19 protein-coding genes are annotated in these 16,616 nt (G+C 39.4%); 11 read left to right on the forward strand and 8 right to left on the reverse strand.

The genetic code is table 11. From position 1 onward, the window contains the following. Positions 1-66: 66 nt before the first annotated feature. Together RBH95_RS02925 and RBH95_RS02930 are read right to left on the reverse strand one after the other, a co-directional pair. Positions 67-1,047, reverse strand: a complete 981-nt coding sequence (locus RBH95_RS02925; protein ID WP_374047822.1) for an acyl transferase — start codon at positions 1,045-1,047, stop codon at positions 67-69. A gap of 68 nt (positions 1,048-1,115) precedes the next feature. After that, positions 1,116-2,843: a T9SS type A sorting domain-containing protein gene (locus tag RBH95_RS02930; RefSeq protein WP_307901242.1), complete on the reverse strand. Its 1,728-nt coding sequence runs from the start codon at positions 2,841-2,843 to the stop codon at positions 1,116-1,118. A 287-nt stretch (positions 2,844-3,130) separates the two neighbouring features. Between RBH95_RS02930 and RBH95_RS02935 the strand changes: the two genes are divergently transcribed. Together RBH95_RS02935 and RBH95_RS02940 are read left to right on the forward strand one after the other, a co-directional pair. Continuing rightward, positions 3,131-3,814: a response regulator transcription factor gene (locus tag RBH95_RS02935; protein ID WP_307901243.1), complete on the forward strand. Its 684-nt coding sequence runs from the start codon at positions 3,131-3,133 to the stop codon at positions 3,812-3,814. Next, entirely contained in the window at positions 3,814-4,863 is a 1,050-nt protein-coding gene (locus RBH95_RS02940) for a cell wall metabolism sensor histidine kinase WalK (RefSeq protein ID WP_307901244.1), read from the forward strand. Before RBH95_RS02935 ends, RBH95_RS02940 begins: the two co-directional genes overlap by 1 nt. Here the strand turns inward: RBH95_RS02940 and RBH95_RS02945 are convergent. Further along, positions 4,837-5,892, reverse strand: a complete 1,056-nt coding sequence (locus RBH95_RS02945; protein WP_307901245.1) for a glycosyltransferase — start codon at positions 5,890-5,892, stop codon at positions 4,837-4,839. The genes RBH95_RS02940 and RBH95_RS02945 overlap by 27 nt on opposite strands. A gap of 159 nt (positions 5,893-6,051) precedes the next feature. Here RBH95_RS02945 and trmB point away from each other — a divergent pair, with 159 nt between their 5' ends. From trmB to RBH95_RS02980, 7 genes are all read left to right on the forward strand, one after another. Beyond that, entirely contained in the window at positions 6,052-6,732 is a 681-nt protein-coding gene (gene trmB, locus RBH95_RS02950) for a tRNA (guanosine(46)-N7)-methyltransferase TrmB (RefSeq protein WP_307901246.1), read from the forward strand. Further along, positions 6,729-7,361 carry a LysE family transporter gene (locus RBH95_RS02955; RefSeq protein ID WP_307901247.1) on the forward strand — a complete coding sequence of 211 codons (633 nt, stop codon included), beginning with the start codon at positions 6,729-6,731 and terminating at the stop codon, positions 7,359-7,361. The genes trmB and RBH95_RS02955 overlap by 4 nt, the downstream gene beginning before the upstream one ends. Next, complete coding sequence (locus RBH95_RS02960; protein ID WP_307901248.1) at positions 7,358-7,687, forward strand: MGMT family protein; 330 nt, start codon at positions 7,358-7,360, stop codon at positions 7,685-7,687. Before RBH95_RS02955 ends, RBH95_RS02960 begins: the two co-directional genes overlap by 4 nt. Positions 7,688-7,899: 212 nt before the next feature. Next, positions 7,900-9,033, forward strand: a complete 1,134-nt coding sequence (locus RBH95_RS02965) for an Mrp/NBP35 family ATP-binding protein (protein ID WP_307901249.1) — start codon at positions 7,900-7,902, stop codon at positions 9,031-9,033. Between the two features lie 24 nt (positions 9,034-9,057). Further along, positions 9,058-9,300 carry a NifU family protein gene (locus RBH95_RS02970; RefSeq protein WP_307901250.1) on the forward strand — a complete coding sequence of 81 codons (243 nt, stop codon included), beginning with the start codon at positions 9,058-9,060 and terminating at the stop codon, positions 9,298-9,300. Positions 9,301-9,400: 100 nt separating this feature from the next. Continuing rightward, the gene (locus RBH95_RS02975) at positions 9,401-10,462 is read left to right on the forward strand and encodes an NAD(P)/FAD-dependent oxidoreductase (protein WP_307901251.1); all 1,062 of its coding nucleotides are present in this window, start codon (positions 9,401-9,403) and stop codon (positions 10,460-10,462) included. Between the two features lie 5 nt (positions 10,463-10,467). Beyond that, the gene (locus tag RBH95_RS02980) at positions 10,468-10,800 is read left to right on the forward strand and encodes a 2Fe-2S iron-sulfur cluster-binding protein (protein WP_307901252.1); all 333 of its coding nucleotides are present in this window, start codon (positions 10,468-10,470) and stop codon (positions 10,798-10,800) included. A gap of 16 nt (positions 10,801-10,816) precedes the next feature. On the opposite strand, the gene RBH95_RS02985 is transcribed toward RBH95_RS02980, so the two are convergent. From RBH95_RS02985 to RBH95_RS03005, 5 genes are all read right to left on the reverse strand, one after another. Continuing rightward, complete coding sequence (locus tag RBH95_RS02985) at positions 10,817-11,719, reverse strand: metallophosphoesterase (protein ID WP_307901253.1); 903 nt, start codon at positions 11,717-11,719, stop codon at positions 10,817-10,819. A gap of 62 nt (positions 11,720-11,781) precedes the next feature. Next, complete coding sequence (locus RBH95_RS02990) at positions 11,782-12,960, reverse strand: acyl-CoA dehydrogenase family protein (protein WP_307901254.1); 1,179 nt, start codon at positions 12,958-12,960, stop codon at positions 11,782-11,784. A gap of 150 nt (positions 12,961-13,110) precedes the next feature. Next, positions 13,111-13,824, reverse strand: coding sequence for a tRNA1(Val) (adenine(37)-N6)-methyltransferase (locus RBH95_RS02995; protein WP_307901255.1), 714 nt, complete (start codon positions 13,822-13,824; stop codon positions 13,111-13,113). 13 nt (positions 13,825-13,837) lie between these two features. Then, a complete protein-coding gene (gene rimM / locus RBH95_RS03000) occupies positions 13,838-14,365 on the reverse strand; it encodes a ribosome maturation factor RimM (protein ID WP_307901256.1) in 528 nt (175 codons plus the stop codon). 115 nt (positions 14,366-14,480) lie between these two features. Further along, entirely contained in the window at positions 14,481-15,011 is a 531-nt protein-coding gene (locus RBH95_RS03005) for a 30S ribosomal protein S16 (RefSeq protein WP_307901257.1), read from the reverse strand. Between the two features lie 168 nt (positions 15,012-15,179). Here RBH95_RS03005 and RBH95_RS03010 point away from each other — a divergent pair, with 168 nt between their 5' ends. Both RBH95_RS03010 and RBH95_RS03015 read left to right on the forward strand, forming a co-directional pair. Then, positions 15,180-15,875 (forward strand): DUF6252 family protein, encoded by a 696-nt coding sequence (locus RBH95_RS03010; protein WP_307901258.1) that lies wholly within the window; start codon positions 15,180-15,182, stop codon positions 15,873-15,875. Positions 15,876-16,064: 189 nt separating this feature from the next. After that, positions 16,065-16,514, forward strand: a complete 450-nt coding sequence (locus RBH95_RS03015) for a PA2169 family four-helix-bundle protein (protein ID WP_307901259.1) — start codon at positions 16,065-16,067, stop codon at positions 16,512-16,514. Positions 16,515-16,616 lie beyond the last annotated feature (102 nt).

Raw genomic sequence — 16,616 nt, forward strand, 5'->3', positions numbered from 1 at the left:
AACCAACTAAAAAAATAAATTTGCTTTTTTCTTAGCAAACCCTTGGTCGGTAAAAATTTATGAACCTTACAAGGCCATTAAATTACAGCCTCTAATATCTGAATGATCGAAACGACCAATGACTTCAAATGTGTTGTTTGGATAAGCACGGCCAAGATCTTGTGTGGCAATAAAAGCACAAGAATTTAGGTTGGCAAGATCAATGACATTAATGCCTCCAGTTTTATTGTTGTCTACCAATGTGAGCGCATCTTCAGGATCGCGAGTAAGGATTTGCATCCAAGGAGGACATTCAAAAATACCTTGCCCTTTGGAATAACCTTGACTTAATAATTCTGTCATACCATATTCACTGTGGATATGTTCTACCCCAAACCCTTTTTTCAAAATTTGATGGAGTTCTTCTCTAATCAATTCCTTTCTTCGGCCTTTCATGCCGCCAGTTTCCATAACAATAGTGTGTTTCAAATCAAATTGAAACGATTCCACCAAATCCAAAAGTGCAAAGGAAACCCCAATGAGTAAAGTCTTCTTCTGTTGGGATTCCAACTCCAAAAGTTTCTCTTTTAAATCGCTCAGGTTATGAAGGTAAAAGCCGCTTTCTGGGTGTTTGGATTGGTTAATCATGTCGTTCACCATATAGATAAGCGATGAACCATCGCGTTCCAAATAGGACGGTAGCAAGGCCAAAACCACATAGTCTTCAACAGGGCCGTAAAAATGTTCGAAACCTTTTCTAAAACTTTGCTCATAAAGCGCAAGGTCTGTAACATAGTGTTTACTGGTCACGGAGCCTGTAGTTCCTGAACTGCTAAATGTTTTTTGAATGGTTTCTTTACTGCTCAATACTTCATGCGACTTGAAAAACTGGATGGGCAGAAAAGGAATGTCTCGATAGTTTGAAATATCGCTGGGATGGATGTACAACAAATCGCAGAAGGATCGGTAGACTGTATTGTATTTAAATTGAAACTTAAAAACGTCCAGGGCTACTTTTTGAAACTCTTCTTGAGTTTGTATCCCGAAAATGTCTTGGGCTGATATCATGTAACAAAAGTAGGCAAAAATAAAAAGCGTTGCCATGGCAACGCTTTTTTAAGATAAGGAAGATTTTCTTATTTAATGATCAGCTTTTTGATGGCTGAAGCACTGTTTTGTTCTAGTTTTAAAAGGTATATTCCAGGTGCCAAAGTGCTAACATTTAGTTGTCCGTTCATGATATTGGTATTAAGTACGTTTTTACCCAACACATCATAAATGTTTACTGTTACATTTCCTTGGTTTGCCGTGGCAACAGTTACAAGGCCAGAGGTTGTAGGGTTCGGGTAAAGTGAAAACTGGAGACTTTCAAATTGATTTACAGACAGTGTCATATCCATCAAACTTCTGGAGGTAATTTGTGGAGAACCATTAAATTCGTTTACCAAAGCAATTACAGGGACGGGACCTGAAGGAATGGTGCTGCCAATGTAATCAGCTTCACTAAAATTGGTTCTAAAATTAATTATGGCACCATCATTAAGGTTATAATTGCTGGCAGTCTCAAAAGTGGCACCGGCGTCTTCAAATGTTGCATCTGCAATTTCAATCAATTCCGATTCGTAATCTTCCCAATCCGTTAAAAGGGTAGCAATAGTTACAATTTCAGGAGTAACTGCCGTTGCTGTTGCTACCGAAGCATCCGCGGTGGGAACAAATTGTAATACGCCATTAAATTCAGAAGCCTGTCCCATAAGGCCTTCAATACCATCCCCTTCGGCAAAGGTGGTTGTAATGATGCCTTCATTATCATCAATCAATATTCCGGCGCTTGTATCTTGGATGTACTTTTGGTTTCTAAACGTTCTGGTATAAGTGACGGTTGGAGTGCTCAATAGTTCGTAAAAATGACCTTCACCATTAGTTTCAAAATCTGCTCTTAATGCAGCTAGATTTTCCACCTGAATGATTTCTTCTACATCAAATTCAACTGAAGCGCTCACTGCTGGAGTTATGGGATTGTGATCATTGTCGACCAAGTGCATTTCAATGGTGTATTCTCCACCGTTGACTACAGGAATAGAAACATCTTCAGTATCGTATTTCATGGGTTGTACAACAGGATCATCCCCGCTGTCGATACTCCAATGGATATGACCGTCGATACCTTCTCCGGGATTTCCAACCGCAAAATTTTGGACGCTTATGGAAAGTGTAACGGAAGTGGTTCCAGGAATAAATTCTTGTCCGCTAGAAGGGCTAAGAATTACTAAACTAGGATCTGTGGAAGCTTCTGTACTATAGGTGCCAATAGGGAATTGCGACGTGCAGGAAGCATTAGTGGTACAGTCATCAACCATGTCTGGTCCGCTGTAAGTCCAATTACTAACTATGAAACTAGTTCCGTCAGGGCCGGTTCCATCTACACGGTAAGCCCATCCGTCTCTGTACTCCCAAGATTCTCCACTGCCATCAACATTAATGTCTCCAAATGTATCGGTAACAGCGCTGTTGAAGAACAGTTCCAAGGCATCATCACCATTTACATTGGCAGCATCGGAAATGAAATCTGGGGTAATTCCAAAATATTCCACAACAGACGTGTCGTCCGATGCAATATAAAGATAGGTGCCGGCTGTGGCTGATCCAGAAAGGGTTACTTCAATATCGTCAGAACCATCTCCGTTATTGGCCGAACCAAAACCATAAAGTGATAGATCGGCAATGTCATTGATAACGTAAAGTTCAACAACCTTGGGAAGGCCTCCGGAAAGAGGGCCGTCAAACACACCAGATATTACCATATCCTGGCCAAAAGATAACATTGTAGTAAGCGTAAATACCAAAAAGTAAATTTTTTTCATAAATTTCAGTGTTTAAATTAGTAATGCGGTTCTTACAAATATAAACAGAAATCAATGCGATTTTAACGATATTGAAGTATAAGTATTTATTTTACAATAAATTAATGTCGAGGTTAACAAAAGGAAACAAAGCCGCCATTTGATTAAAGGCTTGGAAAAATTAGATTATTTGTAGGAGATTACATAAGGGTAAGCGAAAAGTTATCTTAATGTTATCATTATGTAAGGAAGTATAAATTTTTGTTATTAGTTTTATCTTTGACGCTGAAAAGATTACAATAAAACCGATGAAAAAAAAGGACATAAAAATTCTTCTGGTTGATGATGAACCGGACATTCTGGAAATCGTAGGATATAACCTTTCTTCTGAGGGCTATCAGGTGGTTACTGCTGAAAACGGTCATGAGGCCGTTAAAAAGGCTAAGGCTGAAAAACCACAATTGATAATTCTTGATGTGATGATGCCGGAGATGGATGGTATTGAAGCCTGTGAGCAAATCAGGAAGATTCCAGAATTGGGAGAAACCATCATTACATTTTTTACCGCCAGAGGAGAAGATTATTCGCAAGTTGCGGGCTTTGAAGCAGGCGCTGACGATTATATAACCAAGCCTATCAAGCCAAAAGTATTGATTAGTAAGGTGAAGGCATTGTTGAGACGTCTTAAAGAAGATGATGCTGCGGATAACGTAATGAAAGTTGGTAACTTGACCATCAATAGAGAGGAGTATAAAATTTCTGTAAAAGGAGAAGAAATAGTGCTTCCCAGAAAAGAGTTTGAACTACTATCTTTATTGGCCACCAAACCGGGAAAAGTATTTAAAAGAGAGGAAATACTGGATAAGGTTTGGGGTAATGAAGTTGTTGTAGGCGGACGTACCATTGATGTTCATATCAGAAAACTGAGAGAAAAAATAGGAGATGATAGCTTTAAAACCGTAAAAGGAGTTGGCTATAAGTTTGTAGATTAATGCAGAAGAAAAAAATCAAGAAATCGTATAAGTTCGCTATAAGAACTTCTACGTACATCACACTTTTTTTAACGCTCTTTATGAGTGTTTTTTTATATACCTCCAATGTTGAATATTGGTGGGTATTGGTGTTAGGGTTTGCGGTAGTGTGTTACCTGTTTTCTTTTGCCGTAATCCAATACCGGGTAGAGCGCTTTATATACCGAAGGGTTAAAAAGATATATGATGATCTTACCTTGTTGGAGTCTACGTCTTTAAGGAAGCAGCCCATTACAACCGATATGGCTACCCTTACCCACGAAATCGATAAATACGCTAAGGACAAAAAGCTTGAAATTGAAACCCTAAAAGTAAGGGAAGAATACCGAAAGGAGTTTCTGGGTAATGTTGCCCACGAGCTTAAAACCCCTTTGTTTACGGTGCAGGGATATTTGGAAACATTGATTGATGGTGCTCAAAACGATAAAAAAATCCGAGAAAAATATCTTGAAAGAGCCAATAAGGGGGTCGAGCGGTTAATTTACATTGTGAGCGATTTGGATATGATTACCAAATTAGAAGCGGGCGATTTAAGTTTGAATGTAGAAGTGTTTGATATTGTGCAGTTGGTAGAAAATGTATTTGACATGTTAGAAATGAAGGCTTCCAAGAAAAAGATTTCATTGGTTTTTGACATGGATTATACAGCCCCAGTAATGGTAAGAGCTGATAAAGAGCGTATACAGCAAGTGCTTACAAACCTTATTGTAAATTCCATTAAATACGGGCATGATAAGGGAACTACCGAAGTGAGTATAGAAAACCTGATCAAGAATAAGGTGATTGTGAGAGTGACAGACAATGGGGAAGGAATTGGAAAAGAAAATATCCCACGTTTATTTGAGCGTTTCTTCCGTGTAGATAAGAGTGGTTCTCGTAAAGAAGGAGGTTCTGGCTTGGGGCTTGCCATCGTTAAGCACATCATAGAGGCTCATGACGAAAAGATTTATGTAGAGAGTGAAATTGGCGTTGGAAGTGAATTTTCATTTACCCTTGAAAAGGCTGAATAGCTTTTTGTAATTCACATCGTATTCCAGGTCTGAAAGTCCTTGGTAGGCGTTCACGCGCTGCAATTGCTCCAGGCTAAAATCATCTTGCTTACAATACGGCACCAAGTTTTGGCTGTCCAATCTTTTGGCAAGGTATTCCTGTTCAAATTGACCTGGAGTTGGAATAAAAAAGGCTTTTTTCCCAAGTTTGGCCAAATCCATCACTGTAGTGTATCCAGATCTGGATACAATAAGCGAACTTTGGTGGATGGTGGCTTCCAATTGGTCACTGCTCATATAATTGTAAATGGTCATATTGCCCATTTGTTCACAGCTTTGCTCGGCATCCATCACCCCTTTTATAAAAACAGTTTTTGTAGGCTGATCTTTAAAAAGCGCCAAAACTTTTTCTTCCAATAAGGAGCGTTGTGGTTCTGGTCCCGACAATAATACCATGATGTCATAGACATCTTTGGAGTCCTGTTTTTCAAAACGGCTGATAGGCCCCAGATATCTTAAGGGGATTTCAAAATTATCAACATGGCCTAGTTGTCCGCTTAAATTTGGTGATTTCAAACTGTCCGGAACCCAACATTCATTATACTTCTTAATGTAGGATTGATGCATGCGTGTACTGAACCAGGTGGTATTGCCACTTAATACTCGTAGTTGGTGGGAAATAATTACCGAAGGAACTTTCTTGGAGTAGGCCCCAAGTCTGTTGTCTGAAATAATGCCGTCAATATTGTGGGTTGCAATGATCTGGTCGACCATCTTGTTTTCGTTTTTTATAGCCTTTAAAATGTTTGGGGCATTGGCAATCAATTTCAGTTTGAACCACTGTCCCTTTTTGGCGTAATGAATTTTATAAGAAGGCAGTTCCAAGGATTCCAAATGAGGAAATTCCTTTTTTAACAGAGCCAACGCATCCCCATCGGAAGCAATGATGGGTTCAAAATGGTGTGCTATTAAAGCACGGATAATTGGAATGCAGCGGGTCGCGTGACCCAATCCCCAGTTAAGGGGCATGACTAAAATGCGTTTTTTCATAGCGACGCTAAAGGGCTTTCGGTTGCTTATAGTTTTCAAAGGGAAACTTGAACAGGCCAAACCTCCCCAGAAGCACTAATTATCAAAGATAAGTATAATACTGCTTCCATATATTTCCTTAATTTTACCGAATCTTATTATAAACATTAAATTGAAGTAGTGGGAAGTAAAAATAAGCTCAAGCGTTTTAAGGAAAATGAGACGTTTTCAAATGTATTTCAGCCTACAAGGGATGAATTGGTGAATGCGGAATTTGCGTTGAAGGGTAACTGGAACAAAACCGTTTTTAAAAACGATCATCCGTTGGTGTTGGAATTGGGATGTGGAAAAGGAGAGTATTCCGTAGCCTTGGCGCAAAAATATCCAGAAAAGAATTTTATAGGAATTGACATTAAGGGAGCTCGCTTTTGGAGAGGTGCCAAAACAGCAGTGGAAGATGGGATTGATAACGTGGCCTTTTTGAGAACGCAGATTGAATTGATCGAGTATGCCTTTGCTGAAAATGAAGTAGACGAAATTTGGATTACATTCCCGGATCCACAAATAAAATATAAGCGTACCAAGCACCGCTTGACCAATTCTGAATTTTTAAAACGTTACAAACACATTCTTAAGCCAGACGGTATCGTTAATCTAAAAACCGATAGCGAGTTTATGCATGGTTACACGCTTGGTTTGTTGCATGGTGAAGGACATGAAGTGTTGTACTCCAACCATGATGTGTACAGACAGGAAGGTAGTCCGGAAGAGGTGACCAGCATACAAACGTTTTATGAGAGTCAATATTTAGAACAAAACAAACCAATTACGTATATTAGGTTTAAAATCAAAGATTCTTGAATATTACCATAGCCTTTGTTTTAGGATTTATGGCTGCTTTTTTAGCTGTCATGCCTCCTGGGTTGTTGAATATGACTGCTGCCAAAATCAGCTTAAAGGAAGGTCATATAAGAGGCATTGTATTTTCAATAGGCGCCTGTATTATTGTATTTGTCCAAACCCTTATCGCAACCGTTTTTGCAAGATACTTAAATAGACATCCTGATGTTGTGGAAATTTTACAGCGCGTAGCTTTTGTGATTTTTGTGTTGGTAACCGTATATTTTCTTTTGGTTGCCAAGGGAGGCGGAAAGGCCGAAAAAGAACTAGAACCAAAAAGCAAGCGTAGCAGGTTTTTTCAGGGAATGTTTATGTCTAGCATCAATGTGTTTCCTATTCCGTTTCAGGCTTATATGGCCATTACGTTGGCATCGTTGGGTTGGCTGCAATTTGATACTACAAGTATTTCAGCCTATGTGTCTGGAGCCGCCATGGGTTCGTTTGCCATGCTGTACATTTATATGTTCTTTTTTGAAAGAATCAAACATTTACAGTTTACCTCTCAGAAAAACATGAACTATATCATTGGTGGAATAACAGGAATCATTTCTTTAATCACCTTGGTCAATATCATTAAGGACTTGAAATGAAACCCGAAACCTTAAGTTTTTTTGAAAAAGTATACGAGGTAGCCAAACAGATTCCAAGTGGGCGCGTAACCAGTTATGGCGCTATTGCCAAATACCTTGGTGCCGCCAGAAGTGCCCGAATGGTGGGATATGCCATGAATGGATCTGCGGGGAAGGATGTGCCAGCGCATCGCGTTGTTAATCGTTTAGGGCTGCTCACGGGCAAATTTCATTTTGAAGGTTCCAACCATATGCAGCAATTGCTGGAAAGCGAAGGTGTAAAGGTTGCGAACAACCAAGTTCAAGACTTTGAAAAGGTATTTTGGGATCCTTCCAAAGAACTATAATTAATCTAAATTTGGGCATAAATCATTTCAATTAAACTGTTTCTCATTCTAAACAATTCACAGTATATTTGCATTTTAGAATAAGTCTAAATTAGTGAGCCTTAGCTTTTTGTAAAGAGGTCTGGATTTGAGAAGTCATATCTGAAAATTCTACCTTGAAAAATTGCAGGCCCAAATTTTTAAAAGCGAAAATTCTACGTAGTTAGCATATTATGAAGTTAAAAAAACAAGATATATCAAAAGCACTAGAAAGTATTTCTGCTCCTGGAGAAGGACAAAATATGATTGAAAGTGGCGCCGTAACCAATATAGTGACTTTTGGAGATGAGGTAGTAGTAGATATTACTATTTCAAACCCAAGTTTACAAGCCAAAAAGAAAACTGAAGTGGAGATCATGAAAGTCATCCACGACAAGGTGTATGAAAAGGCTAAAGTGAAGGTAAATGTAAAAGTTGAGGCAGCAGAAAAGCCGAAGAATGAAATTAAAGGGAAGAAAATTCCTGGAATCCAAAATATCATAGCCGTTGCTTCTGGAAAAGGAGGGGTTGGAAAATCTACCGTTACTTCCAATTTAGCTGTATCCTTGGCCAAAATGGGATTCAATGTAGGAATATTGGATGCCGATATTTATGGGCCTTCCGTACCTATCATGTTTGATGTGGAGAATGAAAAGCCCGTAGCTGTTAATGTGGAAGGAAAGTCGAAAATGAAGCCCATCGAAAGCTATGGAGTGAAGGTATTGTCAATTGGATTTTTCACCAAACCAGACCAAGCCGTAGTATGGCGAGGGCCAATGGCGGCAAAAGCCTTAAATCAAATGATTTTTGATGCGGCTTGGGGAGACTTGGATTTCTTATTAATCGATTTACCTCCGGGAACCGGTGATATCCATTTAAGCATTATGCAATCCTTGCCAATTACTGGTGCGGTTGTGGTAAGTACACCGCAAAATGTGGCCCTGGCCGATGCCAAAAAAGGAGTGGCTATGTTCCAACAGGACAGTATAAATGTGCCGGTTTTAGGTATTATCGAAAATATGGCCTATTTTACACCTGCTGAATTGCCTGAGAATAAATATTATATCTTTGGTAAGGAAGGCGCCAAGAATTTGGCAGAAGATTTAGAAGTGCCGTTTTTGGGGGAAATTCCTTTGGTACAGAGTATTCGTGAAGCTGGGGATGTAGGTCGTCCAGCAGCCTTACAAACCGCTACTGCCTTGGAGCAATCTTTTGAAGCGATTACCCGAAATGTGGTTGAGCAAGTGGTAAGACGAAACGAGGATTTGCCACCAACCGAGGCGATAAAAATTACAACCATGGCAGGGTGTTCTGCCGTTAAGAAATAGTAAGTCACATTATTCATATAAATAATGACAACAGAAGAATTAAAATTAAATGTAGAAAAGGCGCTAGCTGAAATCCGTCCCTTTTTGGAAAGTGACGGAGGAAACATTTCCCTGGTTTCAATTGAAGGCGATAAATTGGTTAAAGTGCAGTTGGAAGGAGCCTGTGTTGGATGCAGTGTTAATCAAATGACATTAAAATCCGGTGTGGAAATGACCATTAAAAAATATGCGCCTCAAATTGAACAAGTCATCAATGTAGAGGCATAACGAGTCGACTCTTTAAGACTCATCAATGAATTCCCAAATGACAAATATCATATAAATCAATATTTCATGTGTATATTTTTGTCGCAGAAAGAACTAATTCATGATTAAAACAGATATTCTTATTATTGGCGCTGGGCCAACAGGACTTTTTACGGTATTCGAAGCAGGATTATTAAAATTAAAATGTCACTTGATAGATGCCTTACCACAACCTGGAGGACAGTGTTCCGAAATATATCCTAAAAAACCTATTTACGATATTCCTGCCTATCCAGAGATTCTGGCTGGTGATTTAACCGAAAAACTTTTGGAGCAAGGCAAACAGTTTGAACCAGGCTTTACCTTGGGAGAGCGTGCTGAAACCATTGAAAAATTGGAGGACGGTAGTTTTATTGTGACCACCAACAAAGGAACAAAGCACCATGCGCCAGTGGTTGCCATTGCAGGAGGTTTGGGAAGTTTTGAACCAAGAAAGCCTTTAATACACAACATTGCAAACTTCGAGGATAAAGGCGTAGAATATATGATTAAGGATCCTGAAGTGTATCGCAACAAGAGAGTGGTCATTGCAGGTGGAGGAGATTCGGCGTTGGACTGGAGTATCTTTTTAAGCGATGTCGCTTCAGAAGTCACTCTAATCCATAGACGAAATGAGTTTAGGGGGGCCTTAGATTCTGTTGAGAAAGTTCAGGAACTGAAGAATAAAGGGAAGATCAATTTAATTACTCCAGCAGAAGTTGTTGGTATTTTGGGAGATGATCATGTAGCAGGTGTTGTAGTCACCAAAGCAGATCATATCCCTACAGAATTTGAGATAGAATGTGACCATTTCATTCCTCTTTTTGGTTTGTCACCTAAATTAGGGCCGATTGCCGATTGGGGATTGGAAATTGAAAAAAATGCCATTAAAGTGGATAATTCTCTGGATTACCAAACCAATATTCCCGGTATTTTTGCTATTGGAGATGTCAATACGTACCCAGGAAAGTTGAAATTGATTTTGTGTGGTTTTCATGAGGCGACTTTAATGTGTCAGGCAGCATATCAAATTATCAATCCAGGGAAACGCTATGTGTTGAAGTATACAACCGTAAGCGGTATTGATGGGTTTGATGGCACTAGAAAAGAAGCGCCAAAGGCAGTTGTTAAATCAATCGACTAATAGGGATGAGTCAAGATATCAATATTACAATTATAGATCGAGAAGGGGTGTCTCACGAAGTTGAGGCACCTACTGATATGGCCATGAACCTTATGGAGGTGGTGAGAAGTTATGAATTGGCTCCAGAGGGCACGATAGGTGTTTGTGGAGGAATGGCTATGTGTGCTTCTTGCCAATGCTATGTGCTTTCCGAGCATGAATTGCCAGAAATGCAAGATGAGGAAGAGGCTATGTTAGCCGAAGCTTTCTACGTAAAGGATAGTAGTAGATTGGGGTGCCAAATTCAGATGACCCAAGAGTTGGAAGGTCTGAAGGTGGAATTGGCGCCTGAATCCTAAATTATCCTTAGAGGGCTCATTTAAACTGTTGGTGGTAACTAGAGAGTTTTTGAGGACCTTCGAGCATGTCTCTTACAATTTTTAGGGTGCCATCATCTGTGGTGGAAGTTTCCCATTTAATAAGCGAGATTTCTCCATTTTCAATTTCAATACCAGTGATGCATCTGGGATGGACGCAGCTCCCATCATTAAAAAAGGGAATTTCTTCAGGAGAAGGGAACCTTGGACGATGGGTATGTCCTATAATGGTTATTAAATTGTTGTTCTCCTGAATCCAATTCTTGATCCGGCGTTCAACTTTGATAAGTTCCTTGTAATTTATGGCTGGACTTGTAGGGTCGGCAATGCCCATTACATTGAGAGGTTTCCAGAGAATCCTAACCAAAAACCGACTCCATTTCCAACATACATAATTCCACCAATCCGCTTGATGGCCGTGTGTTAAAAACAACTCTTGGCCAGTAATGGAATGTTTTAGAACAATGGCTTCGTGTATGGCAATGCCTGGGAAGAGTGGTTTGTGAGTGCCCGTACGCTTGTCGAAATAACTATAAAGCTGCTTTTTGACAAATTCAGGGTTTTTATACACCATATCATGGTTGCCCCATAACATCGTTAGTCGGTCCTGATTGAAATAGCGTTGTATTTGGCGATATACATTTTTGTGGGCCTGAAGAATATTGCCGTAATTCAGGTTTTCCCATAAATCATCCCCATCACCCAATTCACAATAGTGGAACCCTTTGTTAAAATACTGCTGTAACGCATGAAGGTAGATGTTTCTATTGTTGGCAAAATCATCTGCAAAACTATTGTCTCCCCGATGACAATCACTTAAAATTATGAATTTACTCTTGTCGTCAAACGGAATGACCTTTGCATTTTTATAGGCTCTATCTAATCTAGATTTCGAAGACATAATATAAAGATGCACAAAAAAAGCGAGTATAAACTCGCTTTTTATAACATATTTTATATCAATTATTTGAAGGCATTGAGACCCGTAATGTCTAAACCGGTAATGAGTAAGTGGATATCGTGGGTGCCTTCGTAGGTAATTACACTTTCCAAATTCATGGAATGACGCATAATACTGTATTCTCCCGTAATTCCCATACCTCCTAACATTTGGCGTGCTTCACGGGCAATATTAATAGCCATGTCCACATTATTTCTCTTAGCCATTGAGATTTGAGCAGAAGTTGCTTTGCCTTCATTTCTCAATACGCCAAGACGCCAGGTCAATAATTGGGCTTTGGTAATTTCGGTAATCATTTCCGCTAATTTCTTTTGTTGTAATTGAAATTGCCCAATAGGTTTTCCAAATTGGATACGCTCCTTACTATATCTCAAAGCAGTATCATAGCAGTCCATAGCCGCACCAATAGCACCCCAGGCAATACCAAATCTAGCAGAATCCAAACATCCTAGAGGTGCTCCCAAACCAGATTTTCCAGGTAGAAGATTTTCTTTTGGAACCTTTACGTTATCAAATATGAGCTCTCCCGTGGCCGATGCTCTTAAAGACCATTTGTTGTGGGTTTCAGGTGTAGAAAAACCTTCCATGCCGCGTTCTACAATTAGCCCGTGGATGCGTCCTTCTTCATTTTTGGCCCATACAACCGCAACCTGTGCGAAAGGAGCATTTGAAATCCACATTTTGGCACCATTCAATAGATAGTGGTCTCCCATATCCTTAAAGTTGGTCACCATGCCACCTGGGTTACTTCCGTGATCGGGCTCAGTCAATCCGAAGCAGCCCATCCATTCCCCACTGGCCAATTTTGGCAAGTACTTTTGGCGTTGCTCCTCAGAACCGTATTTCCAAATGGGATACATTACCAAGGATGATTGTACAGATGCTGTACTGCGCACGCCAGAATCTCCTCTTTCAATTTCTTGCATGATCAAACCATAAGAAATTTGATCCAGTCCAGCACCACCATATTCTTCAGGGATGTATGGGCCAAAGGCGCCTATTTCTGCCAATCCGTTGATGATTTGTGTTGGGAATTCTGCGCGTTGTGCATAGTCCTCGATAATTGGAGATACATCACGTTTTACCCATTCACGGGCGGCATCTCGAACCAATTTGTGCTCTTCGGTTAGCAATTCATCGAGTTGAAAATAGTCTGGTGCTTCAAATAAATCTGGTTTCATGCTATATTTTTAATGTGATGATTGCACTTTTAGGCAACCATTTCAATTGTTTTTAGTTATGATCGCATTTTTTAAGTCCTTTACGTTCAGGGACTTTTTTTGAGCGGTTCACAAAAGTAGCGAAAACGTTTTCAGTGCACAATTTTTGAATTACATTTTCAGATAAAAATCTTGGGTAAGGGCTATGTAATCTTTGGTGTATTGGTGACGGGCTGTTTCAATGATAAGTTCTTTGGTGTCTACTTCTGTTTCATTGAATGAGAATTGAATAAGGCTGCGCTTGATGTCAGTATCTGGGGTGCCTTTTACCTGTAGAATTTTATTGGGATACAATTGCAATGCTTTTGCTAATCCAATGAAGTTATCCGTTTCAGAATAAGGAATGATGACGCAAAATATGCCATTTTGAGCCAACAAATGTGATGCACTTTGCAATAGATGACCAAAAGGCATGGCGTCTTCAAAACGAGCCAAGTCACGTTGTGTATTGTCTGTTTTGTAAGCATCAGCATAAAAAGGCGGGTTGGAAATGATCAAATCGTATTTGTCTTCTATTTCCTCTACAAATTCTTGCAGTGAGGCATGGTAACAGAACAAACGGTCACCCCAAGGAGAGTTTTCAAAATTGTAGACGCACTGTTCGTAGGCATCATCATCAATTTCTAAAGCATCGATGAGTTCGGCATTACAACGCTGCGCCAACATAAGGGCCAAAACACCAGTTCCAGCACCAATATCCAAAACAGAAAAAGGGTTGGCTTCTACTGAGGCCCATGCGCCCAAAAGCACGCTGTCTGTACCAATTTTCATGGCACATTGGTCCTGTTCAACAGTAAATTGCTTAAATGCAAAGGGTTTGTTCATGCTGTTCTACAATTTATTCCAGGTACAAATCGATGAGGCCTTCTGGTGTTTCCACCACAATGGTTTTGGTGTTTCTATTAACTTCCTTTATGAATTCATCATTCATAGGAATCAAGATTTCAATACCATCTCGGTCTATTTCAAAAAGTGCTTGCGCTGTACTGTCATTAATCGCTTTAATGGTTCCTATAGGCCCAAACCTGGTGTCCTCGATACTAAACCCAATAACTTCGTGGAAGTAGAATTTGTTGCCTTCTAATTTAGGTAAAAATTCCAGGGGCAGGTATAGATCACATTTCATAATGCTGTCGGCATCCTGTTCGGTGTCCACTTCTTCAAATTTAAGGCGAAGCAAATCTGATTTGTGCAACTGAGAGGATTCTATAAAAAATGGAACCAAGTTGTTGCGCAGTTCTACAAAAACCGATTCTAGATGGTCGTATAGTTCCGGTTCGTCGGTATCTAATTTCGCCAATACTTCGCCTTTGAAACTATATTTTTTAACAATCTTACCTAGATAGAAGCAATCTTTTTTTTGCATTGTAAGTGGGTTTTACCTTGGAATAAATAAGTTAGGTGTGCTTGGTTGAAGGAATGGGGTACAAAAAACTCCGATAGCAGCTATCGGAGTTTTAAAAGTATAAAAAATAAATTTTTTATTCCTCTTCGTTAGCAGCAGTTTCTTCTTCTGCTGTTTCAGCGTTTGCAGCTTCTTCAGCAGCTTTAGCTTCTGCCTCAGCTTCAGCAGCCGCAGCCGCTCTAGCGTCGTTTACAGCTTTTTCCGCTTCCAATGCTTTTGCCTTAGCATCTGCATCAGCTTTTGCTAAAGTATCCTTCTTAGCATCTACTTTTCCGCTTTTCTCTTCCAACCAAGCATTGAATTTAGCTTCAGCTTGCTCTTCTGTTAAAGCTCCCTTTCTTACTCCACCAGCTAAATGGTTTTTAAGTAAAGCTCCTTTGTAAGACAAAATAGCTCTAGCCGTATCAGTAGGTTGCGCACCATTCTGAAGCCATTTTACAGCACCATCAACATCCAAATCAATAGTAGCTGGGTTAGAAGTTGGATTGTAAGTTCCTAATTTTTCTAAGAATTTACCATCTCTTTTTGCTCTTGCATCTGCTGCAACGATCCAGTAAAAAGGTTTTCCTTTTTTACCGTGTCTTTGTAATCTGATTTTAACTGACATATCAATTAATTAGTGAGGTTCTCGACCTCGGTTATTAATAAGTGTGCAAAGATACTACATTTTTAATTAATTGCATAAATTTTTTAGAATTAGACTTTAATTGAAATTTTATTATACTTTTGGGTTTTTCAAAACGTTATTTTAATTTGTGTCCGAAATAAAAGCCCTATGGATAAGATAAAATATATAGCATTATTTACGTTAGCCCTATTTACGGTCTTTGGCTGTGGGGATGACTTAGAGTTTAATACCCCTGCCATGTTGGGTAAAAAGGATGGCGAACTATGGAGAGCTAAATTTTATGCAGCAGATATTGATGCAGGAGGTTTAGTGGTTGAAGGCGGTAATAGTTACGAAACGCTTTCTTTGGTGACTACTTTGGATAATGTGGGAACCTATTATTTAGGTGGGGAGCACCAAAGCGAAGCTAGATTTAAGGATGCTTATGGAGTGACCTATTCAACGTTGAATGCTCCAGACCCAAGTTTGCAAGTGTATCCTGCGGATGGAGAGATTGAAATTGTGGATTTCGACAATTCTACAAATACCGTTACAGGAACTTTTAAATTCAATGCCTTTTCTGAAGACGGTATGAAAAGTGTGAACTTTATTCAAGGTGAATTTTACCGAGTGCCTTTAACAGGAGGTTTGTTAGTGATTGGAGGCGGGACAAGTTGTCAACAAGCACAGCAGGCTACGGCAGAGGCAGCTGCAGCTTTTGCGGCCTCAAGTAGTGAAATGCCAGAGTATGCTGATTTGTGTAATGCCTATAAGGATGCTTTGGTAGTGCAGATTAACTCCTGTGGAGATACTTCAGGTGTATTGCAAGCGGCCATAGATGCTTTGGGTGATTGTAATCCTTAAAAAGATTGAACCAATATAGAGAAAGCGCCCTTGAAAAAGGGCGCTTTTTTTTGTTTGTAAGTTTCTTAAAGGATGTTAAAGAAGGCGCAGAGTTTGACATGAGTTCATATTTTCTTTATACTGTTATAGCAGATGTGAAACAATACACATCTATAAAGAACATATTGAAATTTTAAAATGATAAAGATTATGAAGTATTCTGAAAAAATTTCAAATAAGTTAAATGAATTATTGGTAAAGAATTATGATGCTGAAAAAGGCTATCTCAATGCCATGGAGCAGGTAGAGGGGCCGCGATTAAAAATGTTCTTCAAGCGAAGAGCTTCAGAGCGCAGTCAATTTGCCAAGGAGCTGAGAAGTGAGATATTGAGATATGGTGAATTGCCTGAAGATTCGGGAAGTTTCAAAGGGTCTGTTCATCGAAATTGGATGGCCTTAAAGTCGGCGCTTTCAAGTAATAGTGAAGAGGCTATTTTGGAAGAAGCCATTAAGGGAGAGAAGGCCAATTTGGAAGAATATAATGAAATCCTCCAAGAGCGAACCCTGCCTCCAAGTGTTGATGATTTATTGATCAGGCACAAAAGTGCTATTCAATCAGCAATCAATACCGAAAAAATGCATGAAGCAATGGTATCTTAATATTACCTAAAACAATAAGTTTAAAGGCACGTTTTTGGAACGTGCCTTTTGTTTACAACTCTTTATAACTTTGGCTTTGAAACGTTTTATTTATGCGTATTT

The organism is Mangrovimonas sp. YM274, from assembly GCF_030908385.1.
Lineage (GTDB): Bacteria > Bacteroidota > Bacteroidia > Flavobacteriales > Flavobacteriaceae > Mangrovimonas_A.